The following is a 15,400-nucleotide window of genomic DNA, read 5'->3' on the forward strand; positions in this document are numbered from 1 at the left end:
AGATCGGTGAGCGAAGCAACCTGGTCAATCACCAAACGCAGCCGCGCGTCCTTATCGCTGCTCGCCCACAATTCCGCCAGATGCGGCTCCAACTCATCCGGATTCTCCAAGAGCGCCTCGACGAGGTCGAAAATAATGGCGCGCTGCTCCACGTAATGCGGTTCGTGTTCGCGCGGAGCCATAACATAGGCCACCGCGATCCCTTTGAGAACCGTAATTTCGGCAAAAGTTTCTGGTGGTACGACGACGTTACCGTTGTAGCGCACCAATTTGCCATGCCCGGACTGCGCCCAGGTTGCCTGGCATACGGCGGAAACAAAACGGCCGATGAGGTCGGAAGTGAGGTCCTTCATGCGGGCAAAATCACGGTAATTGCCACCGAAGTGCACCGGCCAGGCTTCTTCGCGCAGCAGGCGGTCGAGGGCATCGGAAAGCTCCCCCGCGCTCGGTTCGCCATACCAGGCCAGGGTATCCTCCACGACTTTCTGGCGCTCCCCCGGGTCGGTCAGGCAGGACGGGTCGAAGAAACCGCGGGCGATCGCATCCTCAACATCGTGGACGCTATAGGCAATATCATCGGCCAAATCCATGATTTGGGCTTCAACACAGCGGTCGTGCCCGTGCTCGCCGTGAATCCACTCGAAAACATCGGCATCATCGCGATAGTAATTGAATTTCGGGGTGCCGCCCGGGCCTTCGTTATTGCCCCACGGGTATTTGATGACGGCATCCAGGGTGGCGCGGGTGAGGTTGAGGCCGGCCGGACGCCCGGTGTGGGTGGTGCGTTTCGGTTCCAGGCGGGTGAGGATCCGCAAGGTCTGGGCATTGCCTTCGAAGCCACCGATCTCCTCCCCCACTTCCGCGAGGGCCCGCTCCCCGTTGTGCCCGAAGGGCGGGTGCCCGAGGTCATGACACAAGCACGCGGTTTCTACGATATCCGGGTCGCAACCGAAGTTTTTTGCCAGCGAGCGCCCGATTTGGGCCACTTCGAGCGAGTGGGTGAGGCGGGTGCGCACAAAATCATCCGATTCGGGCCCGAGCACCTGGGTTTTCGCGCCCAGGCGGCGCAGCGCCGAAGAATGCAGCACCCGCGCGCGGTCGCGTTCAAAATCGGTACGCGAACGAGATTTGGGTGGTTCATGCACCCAGCGCTCGCGGTCATCCGGCCCGTAAACTTCGGCCGCCCCAAATAAATCCGTCACAGCTAGAGGGTACCAAGCCCGCGGGCGGTGCGGTGGCGGCGAGCGGAGCGGTCGTGACGGGCAGGGCACCGGGCCTGAGGCAAGCGCCGCGTCGGGGCTGGGGCAGCCAGCACACCGTGGCCGGCGCGGTCTCCGCGCCGTTGCCCGTTTAGCCGCCGGAAATATCGAGTTCGGCTTCGTGGATCCGGGCGGCCTGCTCCGGGGTAAGCTCGCGCGAATCGAGCCAGCCCTCGGGGAGATGCGGGCGCTTTTCCCCGCCGGCGCGCCCGCGTTTACCTTCCGCGGCCGCCGGATAGGGCTGATCCAAGTCCAGGGCCTGGAGGCGTTCGTGGAGTTCCTCCAGGGTGGAGACCAGCCCTAAGGAGTGGCGGGTTTCCCCGCCCACCGCGAAGCCCTTGAGATACCAGGTGATGTGCTTGCGCAGCTCGCGCATGGCCTTATTTTCGCTTCCGAAATGCTCCACCGAGAGGCGGGCGTGGCGCTCGATCATCGCGGCGACTTCGCGCAGCGTGGGGCGGCGCTGGGCGCTGGCCCCGTGCATGAGGGCAGCCAGATCATAGAAAATCCAGGGCCGGCCCTGGCAGCCGCGCCCGACAGCTACCCCGGCGCAGCCGGTATGGGCGCGCAGCGCGGCGGCATCTGCGGCGTCGAAAACATCACCGTTACCAAAGACGGGCAGGTCCGTGGAGTCTACGAGCTCCGCAATAAAATCCCAGTTCGCGTGGCCGGCGTAATGCTGCGCGGTGGTGCGCGCGTGCAAGGTGAGCCCGGCAACCCCGTAATCTTCGGAGATGCGGGCGACGTCCCGGAAAGTTTCGTGGGCGGCGTCGATGCCGATGCGGAATTTCACGGTGATGGGTACGGCGTGATCGCGCCCGCGGTTCGCGGCACCCGCTGCTGCGGTGGCCTGGCGCACCAGGTCCTCGTACAAATCCAGTTTCCACGGCAGGGCCGAACCGCCGCCTTTGCGGGTAACTTTGGGGGCCGGGCAGCCGAAGTTGATATCGATATGGTCCGCGCGGTTTTCATCGATGAGGAGCCGCACCGCCGCGGCCACCACCTTGGGTTCTACCCCGTAGAGCTGGATGGATCGCACCGGATCGCTCGGATCGGGCTGGATCATGGTCATGGTTTCCGGGGTGCGTTCCAGCAGCGCCCGGGAGGTAATCATTTCGCAGACCCACAGCCCGGCCGGGGCGTAAGATCCGGGCGCGTGGGGTTGCGGGGAGGGCGTATCCGGTGCATTGCTGGCGGTCGCACCCGGAGCATCTTTCGCGGCCGTCGCGTTTTTTGTGCCCGTCGCGTCTTTCGCGCCCATCGCGCGCCGAATTCCCGCTTCGGCTTCTTCACGGCAGAGTTGGCGGAAAGGCGGGTTGGTCACCCCGGCCATCGGCGCGAGCATGACCGGCGTGGCCAGAGTCAGATCGCCTAGCTGAATCGCCGGCCATGCGGCATTCTCCGCCATACGCTTCCCTTCTTCCCGTCCTGCGTCATGGATGAGGGTACCGCACAGCCAGGAGCGAGAGTTATTCCGTGAGCTAAACACCCAGCTATATGACCTGCATCACGGTAGGCTACAAGTGAACTCGCCAGAGTTCCCAGGCAGATTGCGTTCTTCCCGCACCGCCCACGCCGCGTGGGGCCTAGGCTCTTCCGCCGTGGCTGGGAAGAGGTGTCACCACCACACGTGAGCAGTTAGCTTCGGCTACCTGGCCTCGGTTCTACATTTTCTATCAGGAAGGCACACCACATATGGCCGAGAACAAGAATGTTCAGGATCTCCTGAACGCCACCGCATTTGATTCCCATAACGATAAGCTCGGCGGAGTTAAGGAGGTATTCCTTGACGCCGAAACGGGCCAACCCTTCTTCGTGGAAGTGGGCCACGGACTCTTCGGTATGTCCTCCAGCCTCGTTCCGCTGCGCGGTTCGCACCTTGAGGGTGAAGAACTCCACCTGGCTTTCGTCAAGGATGCGATCAAGGATGCCCCTGATTTCGATGTGGAACAGGGCATCACCCCCGAAGAGCAGGACCGCCTGCTCGCCCACTACCATCTCACGGATGCTCACGAAGGCGACCGCTACGCCACCGAGGTTCCGCCGGTAGGTACCGGTGAGCCTCGCACTGCGGCCGAGCATCCCGCCCCGGTAACTGACGCGGATGATAATTCCGTGGTTCGTTCTGAAGAGCGCCTCAATGTTTCTAAGGACAATGTGGCGACCGGTACCGTGCGGCTGCACAAGTACGTTGTGCATGACACCGAAACGGTGGAGGTACCCGTGACCCGCGAAGAAGTACGGGTGGAACGCACCCCTATCAAGGAAGGTGAAGAGTACGTTGGTGAAATTTCTGAAGGGGGCGCCGCTGTCACCCTTCATGAAGAACGCGTCAATGTAGAGAAGGAAACCGTACCCGTTGAGCGGGTATCTCTCCATAAGGATGTCGTGCAGGATACCGAAACGGTCTCCGAAGATGTAGCCAAGGAACAGATCGAAATCGAAGACGAAACGGGCCGCTCTACCAAGTAGTAGGCTCGTGAGAAACCTGACCTGCTAGGCAGAGCCAGGCAGGAACGTGAGCCGCACAGGAACGTGAGCCGCGCGGGCACGTCAGCCGCGCAGCGAAGCTAGGGAAAGAGGAAGAATGGCTGAGGTAACCGTCCGCGACATTATGGATGCCACCGCTTATGACCGCTCCGAGGCGGAGATTGGGCCGGTGCGCGAGGTATTCCTCGATGATGCCAGCGGGCAACCCACCTTCGCTCTCATCGGGCGGGGATTATTCAATCTTCGCTCCGCCCTGGTTCCGCTGCGCGGTTCGCGCCTGGTGGAGGGCAGGCTCATCCTCTCGGTTTCCGCAGAAGCGGTGGCCAGTGCTCCGGCCTGGTCGGTGGAGGACGGCCTGACCGAGGACCAACAGCAGCGTATTTACGAACATTTCGCCCTCACCGATATCGCCGACGGCAAAGAGCACGCCACTAACGCTTAGGCACCGGATCTCCACGGGGAACCTGACCTCCGAGGGGAAGCTGCTCTCCACGGCGAACCCGATCTCCACGGGAACCCGGTCACCAAGGTATCGCCTGTTGTTTAGCCGCCCCGGGGAGCCACAAGCTAGGCGCTCACCCGATCCCGCCCCGGTGCCACAGGGGCGAGGAGCGCGGCTACCGCCGTCGTCAAAGGAATTGCTAATACCAAACCAACGGAAGCAGCCAGGGTGCGGGTGATCTCCTCCGCGATCTGCTCCACCTGCATGAGGTCAAGGAACGACCGCTGGTACATCGAGGCAAGAATGAGAAGGGGCAACGAGGCCCCCACGTAGGCAAAAGCCAGCGTGTAAACGGTTGAGGCAATGTGGTCGCGCCCGATGGCCATCCCGCGGCTGATGAGGCGGCGGCGCGGCGTGCTCGGCGATTCGGCATGCAGCTCCCAAATGGTGGAAACCTGAGTAATAGTGACGTCATTGAGGGCCCCGAGCCCGGCCAGAATAATCCCCGCCAGCAGCAGCGTGCGCATATTGATACCGCCCAGGCTCCAGGACAGCATCGCGGTTTGTTCCCCGCCCGTACCGCTAAGATTTTGGGCGCCCACCGCCCACACCGCCACCGCCGTGGTGATAAGAAGCCCGAGGAAAGTGCCGATAATCGCGGTGGTGGTGCGGATAGAAATACCGTGGGCCAAATAAATCGAGGCGAACATCATCGCCGAGGCCCCGGTGAGCACCACCGCGAAAGCATTTCCGCCGCCGGCCAACGCCGGGATAATAAAGAATCCGACCACCAGGAAGGACACCCCCAGGCCCGCGAGCGCCGCCAGCCCTTTCCAGCGTGCCACCGCCACAATGACCAGCACGTACAGTCCGGCGAGCAGCGCCAGGGGCATCCCACGCTCAAAATCAACGAAAATATGGGCAGTGCCCGAGGTGGCCATGGCCGGGTTGAAACGGGCTTCGATCACGTCGCCCACTTCCAACCCGGAGGCCACCACCTCCGCGGGGACGTGCACGGGAACCGGCACGCCCTCGACCTCCATCTCCACCGGGGTCTGGCCCTGGGGATCCGTCTGCCCCACCGAGGTAATCGGCCCGCTCACCATCTGCACGCCCGGGGAATTCAGCGGAATGGAGCCCACCGGGGACTCCCCGCGCGGCCACAGCACCGCCAGCGCAATCGCGGTAAGCAGCGCTAGGGGAACAACAATAGCGGCAAGCAGGCGCCCGACCTTGCGGCGCACCCGCGCCGGGACCTCAATATCTGAATGATGATGCACGCCTTCAGGCTACCGGCCCGCCGCCGCGCGTGGGAACAGGTGTTTCCTCCCGCGGCACCGCGTGGGAGGTGTTTCCTCCCGCCGCCGCGATACTCACTCGCTAGACTGTATACATGCATTTCACCACCTTGACCGCCGAGGAATACGCTTCCGCAACCCGCCACAGCCCGCGTCTTTTCCTCGCCCAGCTTCCCGAATACGGCCAGTGGCGCACCGAGCAGGGTGACGCCGTTGATTATGTGGGGGTGCGTGATGGCGCACAGCTGCGCGGCGTCGCCCTTATTACCTACCAGCCGTGGAAAAAGCTTTTTACCCGCGCCATTATTACCAATGGCCCCACCCTGGATTGGGAGGACGGCGAGCTGGTGGAGTTCTTTTTCACGCAGCTCGCCGCGTATCTTGCCACCAAGAAACGGGTGATTGCGCTGCGCATCACCCCTAATGTGCCCGCCGCTTTCTATGAGGACACCACGAAAATTGCGGATTCACCCCTGGGGGCGCGGGTGACCGAGCAGCTGCGCGCAGCCAGGTTCCAGCATATTCCCGTCGATCCCAATGACCCGGCCGATATTCATTTTATTTATACGAAAGATATTGCCGGGAAGAATTTCGAGGAGATCGCTGATTCCCTCACGAAAACGATGCGCCGCCAGGTCAAACACGTAGGGCGCTACGGCGTGGAGGTGCATACCGGCGGGGTCGAACTGTGGGGTACCTTCCACCAGCTTTATGAATCCTCGCGCGAGCGCACCGAGATGGCTGAGATCTCGGATTATTCCGCGCAGCTGTATACCGGAATGATGGAGAAGCTGGGCCCTGAGCGGGCTTTCCTCGCGATTGCCTACGCGCATCCGGCCACCTACCTGGAGGAAATCACCGCGAATATCGCTCGCCTCGATGAGCAGATCGCGCAGAATTCCACCGAGCCGCGCACCCGCAAAAAGGAGGGCGCCCTCAAGGAGCTCGGCAGCCAGCGCGCTTCCCTCCTCAAGCAGGAAACCGAGGCCCGCGATTTAGCGCAGCGTTACGGCAATAATGTGCCTTTTGCCGGGGTTCTGGCTTTCCGCTGGGGTGATGAGCTGGTGCAGTTGCTCCGCGGTTTCAATAAGGATTTCACCACCTATAACCGTGATTACCCGGTGGAATCGACCCTGCTGCGCTGGGCGGCCGCCCACGATATTTCCACCTACAACACCCTCGGGATTTCCGGTATTTTCGACGCCACCGGCCCCGATTACCCGGTGCTCGAGTACAAGCGCAAGCTCAACGGGAACGTGGAGGAATTCATCGGCACCTTCGCGCTGGCGCTGCGCCCGGAAGCCAAGCTCACAGGAGCGTTATTCTAGCGGTTCTGGCACGCCACCCCGCCGCACCGGGTACGACGACGGGGCTGCGCCGCCGGCGCAGCCCGGCTAGCTGCCACCAAGCCGATTAGCGGCGGCGTAGGCGGGCCAGGATCCTACCCACGGGGCGGAAGAGCACATCGATTTCTTCCATTTTTGCCAGCTTCATGCCACCCACGTACACGAGCACCATGACGCTTCCTCCCACGATGAGGGCCAGGAGCGCCTGGACGGGGCTCATGGGGCTGAAGACGGGGCCCACCAGGCGGGCCGCCCCGTAGCCGGCAGCGGCTGCCAGCCCGGAAATCCCCAAGAGTTTGAGATGGAAGGAAGCCAGAACTGCGCCGTCGACCCCACCCATCCGCGGTGAGAGGTGCCACAGCATCACGATGACCGCAAAAATATTGGCGAGCGAGCCCACGATACCCACCGCCCACACCACGTGCTGGGGCGGGAGTAGCGCGCAAAAAACCGTGAGCACGCAGGAAGCACCCTGGAACGGCAAGCTGATGAGGAAAGCGCCGCGGGTGTCCTCGAAGGCGTAGTAGACGCGGTCGAGTACGCTCACCGCGCCGATGCCGAAAAGCCCGAGGGCCATGGAGGCCACCACTTTCCCGAGGGTGACGGCCTGCTCCGCGCTCGAAGTAATGGCGAAGAGGCGGGAGACGGGAACCGCGAAAACCATGAGGCCGATGGCGGCCAGGAACATGATGGTGGAGACGATGCGCAGGGTGCGGGAAACGTCGCGGCGCATCCGATCCCGGTCGCCGTCCGCCGCGGCGCGCGAGATGCGGGTGAAGACCGCGGTGGCGATAGAAACCACGAAGAGCGAGGTGGGCAGGGAGTAGATCGTGTAGGCAGTGTCGTAGGCGAAATTGCCCGCCACGTACTCGGAGTTCATCCCCATGCGAATGGCCCGGTCAGAGGCCCCGGCGGCGGCATTGGAGATGAGCGCCGTCGGAATAATGGAGGTGACCATCATGAGGAGCATCCACCACGAAGCCCGGCCAGCCGCTCCCAGCCCGGAATTGCGCCACCGGAAATCGAAACGGAAATGGATGCCCAGGCGGCGCAGCGGCCAGATGAGAATAAGCGCTTGGGCGACGATCCCCAGGGTGGAAATACCGCCGAGCCAGCCCACCCGCGAGGCCGTCCAGCGCCCCGCTTCCAGGGCGTCTTCCGGGGTGGCCGAACCGAACAGAGCGAGGATGGCGAGCATCCCGAGGACCGCCACCACGTTATTGAGAGCCGGCGCCCACATATAGGGCCCGAAGTTTTCGCGGGCGTTGAGGATCTGCCCGATCACGGTGTACATGCCGTAGAAGAAAATTTGGGGCAGGCACCAGTAGGCCCAGGCCACCGTGAGGCGATACCAGTCCTCGGACATGGTGGCGGCCATGACTTTGACCACGGCGGGAGCGGCCAGGGTGATGAGCACGGTCACCGCGCCCAGGCCCACAATCGCCACGGTGAGGAGCTTGTTAATAAAGGCGGCGCCTTCTTTTTCCCCCCGTTTGGTGGCCCGCACAATGGCCGGCACCAGCACCGCGTTGACCAGGCCCCCCACAATAATCATGTAAATAAGATTGGGGAGCTTATTGGCGATCCCGAAAGCGTTGCCGGCCGGCGAGGTCAGGCCCACCACCGCGCCGAGCAGGATCGGGGAGCGCACCAGGCCGAGGATACGCGAAACGAGCGTGCCGAAGAACATAATGATGGAGGCCCGCGCGGCGCTCGCGCTTTTTTCGCTCGCGGTATTCTCGCTCGAGCTGGCGGAGGTAGCGGGCCCCGCGGAGCCGCCGGAGGTAGCGGACTCGAGGCCGGCAGCAGCCGAGGTTTCGGGAGTAGCGGCCGCGGATTCCGCTAGATCCGGGCGGGTATCCGCACGGTCAGCGGCCACAAAATGCCGTCCGCTAGGGCGGCGCGGGGGAAAGAAACGCATGCTTCGAGCTTAGCCTTAGAATCCAGATTCGGTGGGATGCGGGTAGAAGCGCCGCATTTTCTGTACCGCGCGAATATCGGAGAGCATCCGGAAGAGGGTGCGCTTGGGGTGGCGGTCCTTGCTGTAGGCGATCGGGTTGACCACCGGGCCGCGCCTCCGCACCCGCCGCACCTGCTCGGCCAGCTGCGGATCGCGCAGGTAGTGGCGCCCCGCCAGCCAGGCGGGAATAATCGCGAAAATCCCGGCGCGATTGACCCGCTGAAGCGGCGCGGTTTCCCCGGCCATATCCGCCACCAGGGCGCGCGCCAGATTCACCCCGCCCACTTTGAGGTAGTAGTGCCCGCGCCCGGCCCGTGGATTGAGATCTAGCCAATAGGCCCGACCGGTACGCGGATCAATTTTCACGTCCATGGAGAAGAAGCCGCGCAGGCCCACCTCGCGCACAATCCGCTCGGCGCGGTCGGTAAGGAACCCCTCCGGATCGGTGAGGATAATCCCGGCATTGCCGATGAGCGAAGGCTCATGCAGCCCGAGGAGCACCCTCCCCGAGCCAATAGCGCTCAGGTGCCCGCGCGAATCGATATACCCATTGACAACCCACTGGGTGGTGTCATCCCCCGGGATGAGTTCCTGGGCGATGAGGTCAATATCGACCTGGCGGCCGGCAAGCGTGGCAAATTTCGCGCGGGCCGGCGCGGCGTCGTCGAATACCTCCACCTTTTTCAGGCCCGTCGCGTACAGCGAGGTGGGGTTATCCGCACGCGCGGGTTTGACGACGATGGGGAAGGGCAGCGTAGCGAGCGCCGCGTCCCAGGTATCGGGTTGGGAGAGATGTACGACGGCGCGCCGCGGGGCCGCCTCCCCCACCTTTTCGTACACCTGCGCCATCGCCTCTTTCGAATTCGCCAGGTCCACCACATCCGGCGCGGCGAAAGGGAAGAACCAGTTGGAGGCGAGGCGGTGCCGGTTGCGCACAATAACGTCCACGCCCTCATCAACATTGACGAGACAGATGAGGCGGCGATCCGCGAACTCCGCGGCCAGGGAATTGAGCAGCGCCACGAATTTTTCTTCGTCCTCCATAATATGGCGTTCGCAGTAGCGCACCGAGAGGATGGAGGAATTATTAATATGCCCCCGCGGGTATTCGGCGACGACGAGCGAATTCACCCCGTAGGTCTCGTGGAACAGCCGCGCGAAACTATAGGCTTCCACCTCATTACCGAAGATCACCGGCAGTGCATCCATACGTGTTCTCCCTCCGCGCCCGGCCGCGGGCATGGTCATTATGCTAGCAGCGCCGCACTAAAGTAGAAGGCAGCACTCCGCCCGCGTGAAAGGACCATCGTGACCGAAGCCGATATCCCCAGCATTGAGGTTCGTTTGCCGATTAAGCTCGGCCAGTTCGTGAAATTAGCATCGCTGGCCGCCTCGGGCGCCGAAGCCCGCGAACTTATTGAAGCGGGCGATATTAGCGTGAACGGCCAGGTGGAAACCCGGCGCGGCAGCGCGCTGAGCGACGGCGATGTGGTTGCCCTCGCCCAGCCGCGCGGTGCCTTGCGCGTGCGGGTAGCTAGCCTCTAGTAGCTAGTCTCTAGCAGCCCGGCGGCCGGCGGCCGCACACAGCGAAACGCCAGCCGCGGGCCGCACCCACAGCCCTAGCAGCCCACCAGTTTCTGGGCCAGGAAGCCCTCCACCTTCTCCAGCGGGATCCGGACCTGCTCCATGGTGTCACGGTCGCGGACCGTCACCGCCTGGTCTTCGAGGGTGTCGAAGTCCACGGTCACGCAGTACGGGGTGCCAATTTCATCCTGGCGGCGGTAGCGGCGCCCGACCGCTCCTGCGTCGTCGAAATCAACATTCCACGAGGCCCGCAAGCGCGCAGCAAGATCCGCCGCCAGGGGCGTGAGCTTCTCATTACGCGAGAGCGGGAGCACCGCGGCCTTGACGGGCGCCAGGCGCGGATCCAGGCGCAGCACGGTGCGCTTATCCACCCCGCCCTTGGTATTGGGGGCTTCGTCCTCCACGTAGGCGTCCACGAGGAAGGCCATAAGCGAGCGAGTCAGCCCGGCCGAAGGCTCAATCACGTAGGGAACGTAGCGCTCCCCGCTGGCCTGGTCGAAGTAGGACAGGTCCTTGCCCGAATGCTTGATATGGGTGGTGAGGTCGAAATCGGTACGGTTGGCAATGCCTTCCAGCTCGCCCCAATCCGAACCTTGGAAACCGAATTTGTACTCGATATCCACGGTGCGCTTGGAGTAGTGGGAGAGCTTTTCCTTGGGGTGTTCGTACAGGCGCAGGTGCTCCGGGTTGATGCCCAGGTCCTTGTACCAGTCCAGGCGCTGATCAATCCAGTACTGGTGCCATTCTTCGTCCTCCCCCGGCTTGACGAAGAATTCCAGTTCCATCTGCTCGAATTCGCGGGTGCGGAAAATGAAGTTTCCGGGGGTGATTTCGTTGCGGAACGACTTGCCGATCTGACCGATGCCGAAAGGCGGCTTCTTACGCGAGGTGGTTTGCACATTCGCGAAATTCACGAAAATACCCTGCGCGGTTTCCGGACGCAGGTAGTGCAGGCCGGATTCGTCTTCCACCGGGCCGAGGGTGGTTTTCAGCATCATATTAAAATCGCGCGGCTCGGTCCACTGGCCCTTCACCCCGCAATGCGGGCAGCCCAGCTCCGCGGTGGGAATGGAATCCGGGTCGTCAATATGTTTCTTGGCGGCCAGCGCTTCCTGGAGCTGGTCCATGCGCAGGCGCTTGTGGCAGTTGAGGCATTCGATAAGCGGGTCGTTGAACACGCCGACGTGCCCGGAGGCAACCCACACTTCCCGCGGCAAAATAATGGAGGAGTCGATACCCACAACGTTATCGCGACTTTGCACCATGTAACGCCACCACTGGCGCTTAATATTTTCTTTCAGCTCGGTTCCCAGCGGGCCGTAATCCCAGGCCGAGCGGGTACCGCCGTATATTTCCCCGGCGGGGAAGACGAAACCGCGGCGCTTGGCCAAAGAAATAACGTTATCGAGACGGGAGGGAGCAGGCTTAGCCAACGTTGTTCCTTTCTATTGCGCGCATCCGGATGATGCGTGGCCCGTCTAGTCTACCGCCGCGCCCGTTTCCGCGCGGTCCCGGCCGGTGCGGAAAACGAAAAGGAAATATGCGACGACGACGCCCAGTACCACCACTGCGGCAATTCCCCACGGGTTGCCGAAAATAGCGGCCCAGACCGCTCGCAGGGCGAGCATGCCAACCGTGGAGTAGATCGCCGCCCAGCCCAGCCAGCCGGGCAGCGCGGCCAGGGTGAAACGCCAGCCGCTCATGCGGGTGAGCCCGGCACCGATGAGGATGACGGTTTGCACCCCGATGGTGAAGAAGCAGAGAGTAACGAGGGGCCAGCCGCGCCGCGCCACCCGCTGCGAGGCCGCGATCACGCGCTCGTCATGCGCCCAGGCCCAGGCCCGGTGGGCAAGGCGGTTGCGCGGTTCGCGCTGCCGGGCTACCAGGTAGGCGGCATAGCGGCCCAGCCAGAAAGTAGCGCTGGAACGCAAGGACACCACGAGGAAAAAGAAAAGGTAAACAAAGGCGAAGGAACGCCCGGCCAGGAAGGAGAAGGAATCCATGCTTAGCGGCCCGCGCTTTCTCCGGTACGGCCCGGGTTGTCGCCGCGCTGCCCGGCGCGACCAGTGTGCTGCGCAGTGCGGGCGGTTTGCTGCCCGGCGCAATCGGCGCAGACCCCGATGAGCTCGAGGGTGTGGTCCACATCCGAGAAGCCGTTGGCGGTGGCGATGGAACGCACCCAATCTTCAGCCCCTTCAAGCGCGATTTCCACGGTTTTCCCGCAGCGCCGGCACATGAGGTGATGGTGGTGCTCTTCGGTTTCGCAATAACGGTAGAGGGTCTCGGTGCCCTCCTGCATGGTGTCAAGAATCCCTTCGTCCGCCATCGCCTGCAAGGTGCGGTACACGGTGGCCAGGCCGATGCGCTGGCCTTCCCGAGAAAGCTTTTCGTGGAGCTCCTGGGCGGAAACGAATTCCGGGATCGTCTCCACCATCTTCGAAATGGCGATCCGCTGGGCAGTTACCCGCGGTTTAGACGCGTTCATGAACCCTCCTGTGGTTGCGCCGTACCAGTGTGGACATGATTGCCACAACTGCGTACCCGGCAATGAGAATCACCGCGATCATAGCCCCGGGAGAGGCAGAAACATAGCGGGTAATGACCAATCCGACAAGTGCGGCCCCGCATCCGAGCCCCATGGCCAGGCGCTGGGTGTGCGCCAGGGAGGAGCACACCAGCTGGGCGGTGGCCACCGGAACGATCATCATGGCCGAGACCAGCAGAATTCCCACCACCCGCATGGAGACCGCCACCGTGAGGGCTGCCGTAACCGCGATGAGAATATTAAAAGCCCGTACCGGCAGGCCCGAGGCCCGCGCGAAGTCTTCATCATTGGTTACGGAGAAGAGCGGGCCGCGCAGCCCGATACCCACCGCGAGGATGACCACGGTGAGGGCCACGGTGTACCACACGTCCTGCCCCGTGACCGTGGTAACCGAGCCAAAGAGGTAGTAGTTGAGGTTCGCCGTCGTACCACCCGCGAGGGAAATAAGTAGTACCCCGCACGCAATACCGCCGTAAAACAGAATCGCGAGCGCAGTATCGCCCGAGGTGATTCCCGAGGAGCGCACCCATTCGATAATGAGCGCGCCGAGCACCGCGATGATGAGGGCGCCGGGTACTGCGAACCGTTCGGGTTGCCCGTGCAACCAGGTGCCGGTCAGCCAGCCGAGGGCCACCCCGGTGAGGGCTACGTGGCCGATGCCGTCGCCCATGAGGGCCATGCCGCGCTGGACGAGGTAGCTGCCCACGATTGGTGCGGCCAGCCCCACGAGCACCGCCACCAGCAGCGAGCGCATCATAAGCGGCGAGGAAAGAATATCTGCGATCATTGCGCCACTCCCCCGTGCACGTAGCCATCGGATACCTGAATATCGCGGCCCACCAGGTGGGCGAGTTCCCCGCGTTCGTGGAGCACCATGACGAGGGTGAGGCCCGAGCCGTGCAGGCGGGTGAGGATCTCGGCAAGATCGGCGCGGGCGCGGGCATCGATGCCGGCCAGCGGTTCGTCGAGCACCAGCAGATCGGGGCGGCGCACCAGCGCGCGGGCAATCATGACGCGGTGCTGCTGCCCGCCGGAAAAGACCCGCACCGGTTCCTGGGCGCGGCTTTCCAAACCCACCGCCGCGAGGGCCTCATAGGCGGCGGCGCGGGCCGCTTTCCCTTTATCCGCGAAGAGATGGCGCCCGGAAAGCAAACCGGAACGCACCACTTCCAGTGCGGTGGCGGGCAGGTTGCCGGCATGCACCATCGACTGGGGCACGTAGCCCACCCGATGCCAGGGTACCTGGCGGGGCCGGGCCGTATCCGCCCCGAATATCTGCGCGGTTCCGGTATGGGGTACGACGCCGAGAAGCCCTTTGACAAGGGTGGATTTTCCCGAGCCATTGGGCCCGAAAATCCCCACCGATTCCCCGGCTGCGATCTCCAGGTGAGCCGAATGCACGATTTCGCGCCCGCCCAAGGTAATGCACAGATCGCGGGCGAGGAGGGCCGGGGCCGGGCTTACTGGCACTGCAATCCCTCACGCAGGTGGGCGAGGTTGCTGTCCATAATGGCCAGGTAGCCCGCGCCCTCCGGATCGGCTTCCGCGGTGCTCAGCGTGGAGAGTTGCGCGCCGGTTTCCGCGGCGATGGCCTCCGCGGTTTTCGCCGGGCTATTGGCTTCCGCGAAGATGGTGCGGGTCCCGGTTTCCGCCATAATGCGTTTTACTTCGGAAATATCGAGCGGGGAGGGATCTTGATCCGGGTCAATGCCGGCGATCCCCACCTGGACGAGGTTGTAGCGGTCGGTCAGGTAGCCGAAGGCCGCGTGGGAGGAGACCACCGTGGTGGTGGCGCACTGGGCCAGGCCGGTGGTGTAGCGCGAATTCAGATCGGTGAGCTCTTGCTTGAGTCGCGCGAAATTCGCCTCGAAATCAGCGCGGTGCTCCGGATCCATGGAGGAGAGCGACGCCGTGATCGCTTCGGCTACATCTTGCATGCGCACCGGGTCGAGCCAGAAATGCGGGTCGAGAACGCGCCCGGCTTCGGTAGCTTCATCCCCGTGATTATCGGCCAGGCCGCGGTGGTGGACCAGCTTCGCGGCATCGGCCAGGTTCACAGCGTTACCGGCCCCAATAGTGGAAATAGCCGCATCGAGGGAGGGCTGGAATCCGGAAACGTAGAAGATAACATCCGTGCTTTCCAGCTCCGCGACCTGCTTAGGGGAAAACTCGTAATCGTGGGGTTCCACATTGGTGGGGGTGGCGGAGGTGACCGTCACGTAGTCCCCGCCGATCTGTTCGGCAAGCCACCGGATCGGGGTGAAGGATGCCGTCACGCCAATGCGCGCGGCATCCGCGCTTGATGCGGCTGCGGAGCTTGAAGCACTATCCGCGGGTGAGGTTGAGGAGGGCTGGCACCCGGCCAGCAGGGCGGTGGATCCTAGCAGCGCCGTGCAGCTCAGCAGCGCCACCATACGAGTCAAAGTTTTCTTCACCCGCCCAGTCTACCCAACGCGCCCGGCCGCGCGGCGCGGCG

General features: G+C 63.4%; 15 protein-coding genes. 4 read left to right on the top strand and 11 right to left on the bottom strand.

Going from position 1 to position 15,400, the window contains the following annotated elements; all coding sequences use genetic code 11:
- Both ACRQFC_RS02640 and dusB read right to left on the bottom strand, forming a co-directional pair.
- Positions 1–1,202: deoxyguanosinetriphosphate triphosphohydrolase (locus tag ACRQFC_RS02640; RefSeq protein WP_435734189.1), on the bottom strand; the 1,202-nt coding region annotated here is incomplete at its 3' end.
- Between the two features lie 148 nt (positions 1,203–1,350).
- A complete protein-coding gene (gene dusB, locus ACRQFC_RS02645; RefSeq protein ID WP_410374495.1) occupies positions 1,351–2,667 on the bottom strand; it encodes a tRNA dihydrouridine synthase DusB in 1,317 nt (438 codons plus the stop codon).
- A 287-nt stretch (positions 2,668–2,954) separates the two neighbouring features.
- Here dusB and ACRQFC_RS02650 point away from each other — a divergent pair, with 287 nt between their 5' ends.
- Together ACRQFC_RS02650 and ACRQFC_RS02655 are read left to right on the top strand one after the other, a co-directional pair.
- Positions 2,955–3,731, top strand: coding sequence for a YsnF/AvaK domain-containing protein (locus tag ACRQFC_RS02650; RefSeq protein WP_284889595.1), 777 nt, complete (start codon positions 2,955–2,957; stop codon positions 3,729–3,731).
- Positions 3,732–3,846: 115 nt separating this feature from the next.
- A complete protein-coding gene (locus tag ACRQFC_RS02655; RefSeq protein WP_320753742.1) occupies positions 3,847–4,191 on the top strand; it encodes a PRC-barrel domain-containing protein in 345 nt (114 codons plus the stop codon).
- Positions 4,192–4,316: 125 nt separating this feature from the next.
- On the opposite strand, the gene ACRQFC_RS02660 is transcribed toward ACRQFC_RS02655, so the two are convergent.
- On the bottom strand, positions 4,317–5,471 hold the full coding sequence (locus tag ACRQFC_RS02660; RefSeq protein WP_284901226.1) for a YibE/F family protein: 1,155 nt from the start codon (positions 5,469–5,471) through the stop codon (positions 4,317–4,319).
- Positions 5,472–5,584: 113 nt separating this feature from the next.
- Here ACRQFC_RS02660 and ACRQFC_RS02665 point away from each other — a divergent pair, with 113 nt between their 5' ends.
- Positions 5,585–6,817, top strand: a complete 1,233-nt coding sequence (locus ACRQFC_RS02665) for a lipid II:glycine glycyltransferase FemX (protein ID WP_284901227.1) — start codon at positions 5,585–5,587, stop codon at positions 6,815–6,817.
- An 85-nt stretch (positions 6,818–6,902) separates the two neighbouring features.
- Here the strand turns inward: ACRQFC_RS02665 and murJ are convergent, their stop codons facing one another.
- Both murJ and ACRQFC_RS02675 read right to left on the bottom strand, forming a co-directional pair.
- Positions 6,903–8,756, bottom strand: coding sequence for a murein biosynthesis integral membrane protein MurJ (murJ, locus tag ACRQFC_RS02670; RefSeq protein WP_284896779.1), 1,854 nt, complete (start codon positions 8,754–8,756; stop codon positions 6,903–6,905).
- Positions 8,757–8,771: 15 nt separating this feature from the next.
- A complete protein-coding gene (locus ACRQFC_RS02675) occupies positions 8,772–10,004 on the bottom strand; it encodes a carboxylate--amine ligase (protein WP_284896778.1) in 1,233 nt (410 codons plus the stop codon).
- A gap of 99 nt (positions 10,005–10,103) precedes the next feature.
- On the opposite strand from ACRQFC_RS02675, the gene ACRQFC_RS02680 reads away from it, so the two are divergent.
- Entirely contained in the window at positions 10,104–10,340 is a 237-nt protein-coding gene (locus ACRQFC_RS02680) for an RNA-binding S4 domain-containing protein (RefSeq protein WP_087070929.1), read from the top strand.
- A 74-nt stretch (positions 10,341–10,414) separates the two neighbouring features.
- Here ACRQFC_RS02680 and ACRQFC_RS02685 read toward each other — a convergent pair whose 3' ends face one another.
- The 6 genes from ACRQFC_RS02685 to ACRQFC_RS02710 are packed head-to-tail and all read right to left on the bottom strand — an operon-like array spanning position 10,415 to position 15,359.
- Entirely contained in the window at positions 10,415–11,812 is a 1,398-nt protein-coding gene (locus tag ACRQFC_RS02685) for a glycine--tRNA ligase (protein WP_087070930.1), read from the bottom strand.
- A 45-nt stretch (positions 11,813–11,857) separates the two neighbouring features.
- The gene (locus ACRQFC_RS02690; RefSeq protein ID WP_284889601.1) at positions 11,858–12,382 is read right to left on the bottom strand and encodes a VTT domain-containing protein; all 525 of its coding nucleotides are present in this window, start codon (positions 12,380–12,382) and stop codon (positions 11,858–11,860) included.
- 2 nt (positions 12,383–12,384) lie between these two features.
- Positions 12,385–12,864 carry a Fur family transcriptional regulator gene (locus tag ACRQFC_RS02695; RefSeq protein WP_284889602.1) on the bottom strand — a complete coding sequence of 160 codons (480 nt, stop codon included), beginning with the start codon at positions 12,862–12,864 and terminating at the stop codon, positions 12,385–12,387.
- The gene (locus ACRQFC_RS02700) at positions 12,851–13,711 is read right to left on the bottom strand and encodes a metal ABC transporter permease (RefSeq protein WP_087070932.1); all 861 of its coding nucleotides are present in this window, start codon (positions 13,709–13,711) and stop codon (positions 12,851–12,853) included. Before ACRQFC_RS02700 ends, ACRQFC_RS02695 begins: the two co-directional genes overlap by 14 nt.
- Complete coding sequence (locus ACRQFC_RS02705) at positions 13,708–14,394, bottom strand: metal ABC transporter ATP-binding protein (RefSeq protein ID WP_284889603.1); 687 nt, start codon at positions 14,392–14,394, stop codon at positions 13,708–13,710. The genes ACRQFC_RS02700 and ACRQFC_RS02705 overlap by 4 nt, the downstream gene beginning before the upstream one ends.
- The gene (locus tag ACRQFC_RS02710; protein WP_284889604.1) at positions 14,385–15,359 is read right to left on the bottom strand and encodes a metal ABC transporter substrate-binding protein; all 975 of its coding nucleotides are present in this window, start codon (positions 15,357–15,359) and stop codon (positions 14,385–14,387) included. Before ACRQFC_RS02710 ends, ACRQFC_RS02705 begins: the two co-directional genes overlap by 10 nt.
- Positions 15,360–15,400 lie beyond the last annotated feature (41 nt).

The organism is Actinotignum inguinis, assembly GCF_051265835.1.
Taxonomy (GTDB): domain Bacteria; phylum Actinomycetota; class Actinomycetes; order Actinomycetales; family Actinomycetaceae; genus Actinotignum; species Actinotignum timonense.